Genomic DNA, 7,158 nt, shown 5'->3' with positions numbered 1-7,158 from the left:
GTCGAGCGCGGCGAGCGCCGCGCGTCCCTCGCCGCGGGCGGCCTGCTCCTCGGCCTCGCGGGCCGACAGCCACGCCCTGGTCATCGCCGTGCTGCCGCTCGCGGCGCGCCGCTGCGCCTCACCCAGCAGCGCACACGCCTGGTCGTGGCGGCCCTGGCTGGCCGTCTGGTAGCTCTCGTAGCCGAGCACACAGGCCCAGAGGCCGTGGTCGTCGGCGTCCCGCGCGGCCTCGATCGCCACCCGGTAGTACGCCGTCGTGGCCGCCAGGTCGTTCATGTCGAAGGAAAGCCAGCCGGCCAGCGCCGCGGTCTCCCCGGCGGTGGAGGTCAGCGCCCGGCGCACCGGCGAACGGCCGGCGGACTCCAGGACCTGGCTGATGCGCCCCAGGTGCTCGGTGACGCGCTGCATCAGCACCCGGGCGGGAACCCGTTCCTCGAGCCCGTACAGCCCTGCCGTGCGCTGGCTGAGCTCCTCGACCAGCTCGGGGGTGACGCTGACGCGCCGCCGCAGCGCGGCGGAAAGGCGCTCCCAGGGCTGGGGGGAGGCGGCCCCCATCGGAACCACCGCCACACCACTCGCCGCGGCGAGTAGGCGCAGCACGTCCCGTCGCTCCACGGGAATGCCGTGGGTGTCGATCACGTCGGCCGCGGGGTGCAGGACCATCGCGGCACCGGCCACCTCGTGCGCCGCCGGCCGGGAGCCGGCCGGGCCGGCCGGGTTGACGCCCCGGACCGATTCCGCCCGCATTACCGCGCTGGCGGCCGGCAGCGCGTCGTCGTCGACGAATCCCAGTTCGGCCGAGGACCGGCCGAATAGGGCGCGGAGCAACCGCTGATAACGGAGGCTCGGTTTCTTGTCGCCCTTCTCCCACTTGCAGATCATGTTGCCCGTCACCCCGGCCTCGCGGCCCTCGTGGATGACGGAGAAGCGGCGGATCTCGGTGGCGAGCCGTTCCTGGGACCAGCCGCGTTCCTCGCGGCTCAGTCGCAGCCGCGCGTTGGCGGTGCGGACGGCCGGGCCACGGCCCGATCGAGTTACCTCGTCGGTGGATGCTCCGGAGGCCGCGGTTGCCCGGGAAGCTGCCGAAGGTCCGGTTGTGAGCTGCATCGGGGCCTCCGAAGTCAATCGGTTGACTCCTGGAGCTTAACCCTCTGTGAGATAAGACGGTCATACTCTGCGTGGTCCCTTCAGGACCAGTTCCGGCAAAGATGTGGTCCGCGTGGCGCGCGCCCGGTCCGTGCGCCCAAGTCCGGCGCCGCCTTCTATGGTGAGTGCGTGAGAGCCGGACCCCTCGACCGACGCCCCAGCCCGCCCGGATCCGGCCAGCCCGCCCGGCCGCTGCGCGCGTGGCAGCGTGCCGCGTTGGAGATCTACCGTTCCCGGTCGGCGTCGGGAGCGCGGGACTTCCTCGCGGTGGCCACCCCGGGCGCCGGCAAGACGACCTTCGCCCTGCAGGTCGCCGCCGACCTGCTGGCCGCCGGCGAGATCAGCCGGATCACGGTCGTCGCGCCGACGGAGCACCTCAAGCGGCAGTGGGCCGCGGCCGCGGCCGCGGTCGGGATCGACCTCGACCCGGACTTTCGCAACGCGGCCGGCGCGACCTCGTCCGACTACACCGGCGTCGCGGTGACCTACGCCCAGGTCGCCGCCCACCCGGCGCTGCACCGGGCGCGGACGACCGCCCGGCGCACCCTGGTCGTGCTCGACGAGGTCCACCACGCGGGGGACGCGCTGTCCTGGGGCGAGGCGATCCGCGAGGCATTCGGCCCGGCGACCCGGCGCCTGGCCCTGACCGGGACGCCGTTCCGCTCGGACGTCAGCCCCATCCCGTTCGTCACCTACCTGCCCGGCCCCGACGGGGTCCTGCGCAGCGTCGCCGACTCCTCCTACGGCTATGCCGACGCGCTGCGCGAGGGCGTCGTGCGCCCGGTGCTCTTCCTGGCCTACTCGGGGGAGATGTCCTGGCGGACCAGCGCGGGCGCGGAGCTGTCCGCTCGGCTCGGTGAGCCACTCAACGGCGAGCAGACCGCCGCCGCCTGGCGCACCGCCCTCGACCCGGGCGGGAACTGGATGCCGGCGGTCCTCGCCGCCGCGGACACCCGGCTCTCCCAGGTGCGCGCGGGCGGCATCCCGGACGCCGGCGGCCTGGTCATCGCCTCTGACCACACCGCCGCCCGGGCCTACGCGGGCCTGCTCGCGCGGATCAGCGGCGTCTCGCCGGTGATCGTCCTGTCCGACGACCCGACCGCCTCGGCGAAGATCGAGTCCTTCCGTCGCTCGGTGGACCGCTGGATGGTCGCCGTGCGGATGGTCAGTGAGGGCGTGGACGTGCCGCGCCTCGCGGTCGGCGTGTACGCCACTTCGGCCTCGACCCCGCTGTACTTCGCCCAGGCCGTCGGGCGCTTCGTACGTGGCCGTGGCCGCGGGGAGACCGCCTCGGTCTTCCTCCCGAGCGTGCCGACGCTGCTGGCGCTCGCCGGGGAGATGGAGGTCCAGCGCGACCACGCGCTGGAGAAACAGCCGAAGGATCCCGACGCCTTCGATGACGACGCGCTGCGCGAGGCAAACCGCCGCCGCGACGTTCCCGACCAGCCCGACACGCTGTTCACCGCGCTCGGCTCCTCCGCCGAGCTCGACCGGGTGATCTTCGACGGCGGCGAGTTCGGTGCCCCCGCGGCGTCGGGCTCGGTGGAGGAGGAGGACTTCCTCGGCCTGCCCGGCCTGCTGGAGCCCGACCAGGTCGCGTCGCTGCTGCGACAGCGGGAGGCCGACCGGCAGGCGGCCGCGCGCCGCGAGACCACCCGGGCTGCGGCCGCCGTGCCGCCGGCCACCGCCGCTGTGCCCGCCGCCCGGGAGGCCGACGAGCCGCGTCCCAAGCACGAGGTCATCGCGGAGCTTCGGCGGGAGCTGAACCGGCTGGTCGGCGCGCACTTCCACCGGACCGGCAAGCCGCACGGGATGATCCACGCCGAGCTGCGGCGCTCCTGCGGCGGCCCGCCGAGCGGCCAGGCCACCGCGGTCCAGCTACAGGCCCGGATCGACGTGATCCGCCGCTGGGGCGGCTAGGGGCGGTCCGCCCCGGCATCACTGACCGCCACGAGCGTCCGCCGACGGCTGGATCTTCGGCTGGCCAGTCGAAGATCCACGGGAGGTCGCGCCGCTGGCTCAGCCGCCCTGCGTGATGGCGACGGAGAGGATCTTGGCCTTGCTGGCCGGGGCGCCGTCCGAGCCGCCGCCCTCGACGCCGGGCTTGGTCAGCTTGTCGAGCACGTCCAGCCCCTTGGTGATCTTTCCGAAGACGGTGTAGCCGCCGGCCAGCGCCGCCGCCCCCTGCTGCGTCGGGTTGGCGTAGTTGATGAAGAACTGGCTGCCGTTGCTGTTCGGGGCGGAGCTGTGCGCCATCGCTAGCACGCCGCGGTCGTAGGTGACGCCCTCGGTGTTCTCGTTGGCGTAGCCGTAGCCGGGGCTGCCGCTACCGGTGCCCGTCGGGTCGCCGCACTGCAACACCGAGATGCCGGCCTGGGCGCCGCCGGTCTGGCGGTGGCAGGTGGTGTCGTCGTAGTACTTCACGTCGGCCAGGGTGAGCAGGGCGTGCACGGTGCACGGTGCCTTGGCCGCGTCGAGGCTCGCGGTCATCGTCCCGGCGCTGGTGTTGATCACCATGGTGGCCGGCGACTTGTCGACGGTGGCGGCCGCTCTGGGCAGGGTGGCGCCCTTGGCCGCCTCCTCGCCGTTGGCCGTGTACACGCACGGGCCGACCTTGCTCGTCGCGGCGGCCGGTGCCGCCGACGCGCTCGGGTCGGCCGCGGTCGCGGTGGTCGGGTCGTCGTGATCCTTGGTGGTGAGCAGGATCGCGGCGATCGACGAGGCCGCGACCACGACCACGACGAAGGCGGCCACGATGCCCAGGCGTTGCTGGCGACGCCGCCGGGCCTGCACCCGTCGCTGGGACTGCCGCGCCGCGCGAGCCTCGGCCAGCTCGCGCTGGCGTCGCTCCTTCGAACTGGTGGCCACCGTCGCCGGCCTCCTCATCGTCACCTGAACAGTCGTCAGCTGAACAGTCGCTTCCTGACCCCACGTGCACCGTAACCGCTCGCGTACCGGGATGGAGCACGCCCCCGGCGTACGCCGTGGCCACGGTAAACGCCCAGGCGCCGCGCACCGGGGACGGTACGGGCACCCGAGCAGCATGCCGCGTCATGCTGTGGCCTGGCTGTGGACGGATTTCGAGGCGCACACCGACGCCGTGCGGCGGGGGTATGGCGGGGATGTTGTCGGCGCCGGAGGCGGCCAGGGCCGGCTGGTAGCGTGGCGGCAGGGTCACAGGACGTGGAACCAACCAGGGGCGCTGACGCGATTCATGCTCGACAAGCGGTTCATCCGGGAGAACCCGCAGGCTGTCAAGGACGCGGTCGCGGCAAAGGGCATTGACCTGGACGTCGACGAACTCCTGCAGCTCGAAAGGGACACGCGCAAGCTGCAGTTCGAGGTCGACGAGGCCCAAGGGCGGCGGCGCGGTTTCGCCAAGCAGTTCGCGAAGGCGGACGAGGCCCGGCGCGCGGAGCTGCGGGTGGAGCAGGAGGAATCCGACCGCCAGCTGAAGGCGAGCCGCGAGCAGCTCGCGCAGACCGGCGTCCGCCTCGCCGAACTCATGCTCCAGACGCCGAACATCGCCGCGGACGCCGAGGAGTCGGCCCGCTGGCACGCCGAGCTACTCGCCACCGCCGAGCGGATCCTGGCCGACCTCGGGCTGGCCTACGAGGTGGTCGAGTGCTCCACCGGTGACATGGGCGCCGGGAAGTTCCGGATGAACGACATCAACACCTGGTTCCCGTCGCTGGAGCGCTACCGGGAGACCCACAGCTGCTCGACCCTGCACGACTGGCAGGCGCGGCGGGCGAACCTACGCTACCGCGAGGCCGACGGCACCATCCGCTTCGCGCACACCCTGAACAACACCGCCGTGGCCACCCCCCGGCTGCTCGCGGCGCTGCTGGAGAACTTCCAGACCGCCGACGCGCAGGTGCGGGTGCCCGAGGTGCTGCGTCCCTACCTGGGCGGCCGCGAGCTGATCTGAGTGTCGCCGCGGTGGCGGCGGTGCGCCCGGGTGGCCCGGACCAGCGCCGGGCCGGCCACCGCCAGGCGCCGCGGCGTGGACACCGAGACCCGGCGCTCCAGCACCCGGTAGTCGGCCCGTTCGACCTCGTCGAGGATGGCGCGGTACAGCACGAACGCGGTGCGCATGCAGTCCCGCGAGGTCGGGTGCAGCAGCCGGATTCCGGGTTCGGCGGCGCGGAACAGCTCCCGCGCCCGACTGATCTCGAACGCCAGCAGCCGGCGCACCGCCCCGTCGACCACGCCGGCGGCCAGATGCTCCCGGGTGACGCCGAACAGGTCCAGCGACGTCGCCGGGAGATACACCCGGCCGCGGCGCAGGTCCTCGCCGACGTCCCGGATGAAGTTGGCGAGCTGGAAGGCGAGGCCGAGGTCGCGCGCGTAGGGCAGGGCGCTGCCGTCGACCGGTTCGAGCACGGGCACCATCTGCAGGCCGATCACCGCCGCCGAGCCGTGCATGTAGACGAGCAGGTCCTCCCACGTCGCGTAGCCGGTGACGGTGAGGTCCATCGTCATCGAGGTGAGGAAGGCCCGGAAGTGCTCCGGGTCGAGCGCGAAACGGCGGATCGTGTCGACCGTCGCCGGCAGCACGGAGACCTCCTCCCGTGGGCCGCTCGCGCCCCCCGTCCACCCGGCGCTCCCCGTCCACCCGGGGCCGGAGCTGAGACCGGCGGTGAGCTCGGCGTCGACGGCGTCGGCGGACACCCCGTCACGCAGGGCGGTGAGGAACCGTTCACCCCAGCCGCGCAGCGCGGCGGCCCGCTCGGCGGCGGAGAGCTCCGAGTCGAGGTCGTCGACGATGTCGTCGGCGTAGCGGGCGAATCCGTACAGCGCGTGCACGTAGGGCCGCTTCCACACCGGCAGCAGCAGCGTCGCCAGGAAGTAGGTGCGACCGTGCGCCGCGTGCAGGCCCCGGGCCCGGGCGTAGGACGCGCGCAGCCGCGCATCGGTGATTCCGGCGGCGTCAAGCTCCCTCACGTCGCCGGAGCGTAGCCGGCGGCCCGAACCCGCCTGCGCGCGGGGCGTGCGCGGACTCAGGGCAGTCGGGAACTCAGGGCCAGGGAGCTGGCCGCCGCGGCGAAGCCCAGCGCCAGGGACAGGCCGAGGAACCACGTGGTCGCCTCCCGATACTCCGTGCGGTAGCCGATGGAGCTGCCCAGGCCCTTGTAGACCGAGCGCAGCTCGTCGCCGCTGGCGGCACGGTGGTAGGAGCCGTCGGTCTGGTCGGCGATGTCGTGCAGTGCCTCCTCGTTGACGGGCACCGGGACCTCCTGGCCGCCGACGTCAAGCGTCCCGTCCGCGGTGCCGTAGGCGATGGTGTCCACGGGGACGTGCGCCTGTTTCGCGGCCTGGATGGCCGCCGCGTTGGGCCGCCCGCGGGTGGTCTCTCCGTCGGAGAGCAGGACGATCGCCGCCGGCGGGGGGCTCTGCCCCGCTTGGGAGAACCGCCTGCCGGCGGTGGTGATCCCCTGCAGGGACGCGAAGATGCCCTCGCCGATCGCGGTGGCCGGGCCGAGCTGCAGGCCGCGCAGGCCGGCGCGCACCGACTCGCGGTCCGTTGACGCGGGCACCAGCACCGTCGCGCTGCCGGCGAAGGACACCAGCCCCAGGTTGATCCGCGGCGGTAGCTGGTCGACGAACGCCTGGGCGCCCTGCTTGGCGGCCTCCAGCCGGTTGGGGGCGATGTCGGTGGCGGCCATCGAGTTGGACACGTCGACGGCCAGCATGATCGTCGCTCGTTCCCGCGGGACCCGCTCGGCGCGGGCCGGGCGGGCCAGCGAGAACACCAGTCCGGCGAGGGTCAGCAGCAGCAGGGCCGCCGGCACGTGCCGGCGCCACCACTGTGGCCGCCGCGGCAGGACCGAGGCGAGCACCGCGGTGGACGACAGTCGCGCGGCGTAGACCCGCCGCCGCGTCGACATCACGACGTACGCGGCGAGCAACGCGGCGACGAGCAGGTACAGCCACAGCCAGTGGCCGGCGAGGAAGCTCACCGCGACCACGTCCGTCCCGCCGCGGGGCCGGCGGTGGTCCCGGCGGCGC

6 protein-coding genes are annotated in these 7,158 nt (G+C 73.5%); 2 read left to right on the top strand and 4 right to left on the bottom strand.

All coding sequences use genetic code 11. From position 1 onward, the window contains the following. A partial coding sequence (locus MXD58_RS16135) for a helix-turn-helix transcriptional regulator (RefSeq protein WP_250609478.1) occupies nucleotides 1-1,107 on the bottom strand: 1,107 nt, incomplete at its 3' end. A 168-nt stretch (nucleotides 1,108-1,275) separates the two neighbouring features. Between MXD58_RS16135 and MXD58_RS16130 the strand changes: the two genes are divergently transcribed. Beyond that, entirely contained in the window at nucleotides 1,276-3,066 is a 1,791-nt protein-coding gene (locus MXD58_RS16130) for a DEAD/DEAH box helicase (protein ID WP_248840097.1), read from the top strand. 99 nt (nucleotides 3,067-3,165) lie between these two features. Here the strand turns inward: MXD58_RS16130 and MXD58_RS16125 are convergent, their stop codons facing one another. Then, on the bottom strand, nucleotides 3,166-4,014 hold the full coding sequence (locus MXD58_RS16125) for a peptidylprolyl isomerase (protein WP_248840096.1): 849 nt from the start codon (nucleotides 4,012-4,014) through the stop codon (nucleotides 3,166-3,168). Nucleotides 4,015-4,360: 346 nt separating this feature from the next. Between MXD58_RS16125 and MXD58_RS16120 the strand changes: the two genes are divergently transcribed. Beyond that, a complete protein-coding gene (locus MXD58_RS16120) occupies nucleotides 4,361-5,077 on the top strand; it encodes an aminoacyl--tRNA ligase-related protein (protein ID WP_248840095.1) in 717 nt (238 codons plus the stop codon). On the opposite strand, the gene MXD58_RS16115 is transcribed toward MXD58_RS16120, so the two are convergent. Then, nucleotides 5,050-6,093: a phytoene/squalene synthase family protein gene (locus tag MXD58_RS16115; RefSeq protein ID WP_248840094.1), complete on the bottom strand. Its 1,044-nt coding sequence runs from the start codon at nucleotides 6,091-6,093 to the stop codon at nucleotides 5,050-5,052. The two genes, MXD58_RS16120 and MXD58_RS16115, sit on opposite strands and share 28 nt — an antisense overlap. 56 nt (nucleotides 6,094-6,149) lie before the next feature. Beyond that, nucleotides 6,150-7,109, bottom strand: coding sequence for a VWA domain-containing protein (locus MXD58_RS16110; RefSeq protein WP_250609479.1), 960 nt, complete (start codon nucleotides 7,107-7,109; stop codon nucleotides 6,150-6,152). Between the last annotated feature and the right edge of the window lie 49 nt (nucleotides 7,110-7,158).

The sequence above is a fragment of the Frankia sp. AgKG'84/4 genome (genome assembly GCF_023242965.2).
Classification (GTDB): Bacteria; Actinomycetota; Actinomycetes; order Frankiales; family Frankiaceae; genus Frankia.
Note: the sequence above shows the minus strand (reverse complement) of the source record. Positions and strands in the feature narration are given on the sequence as shown.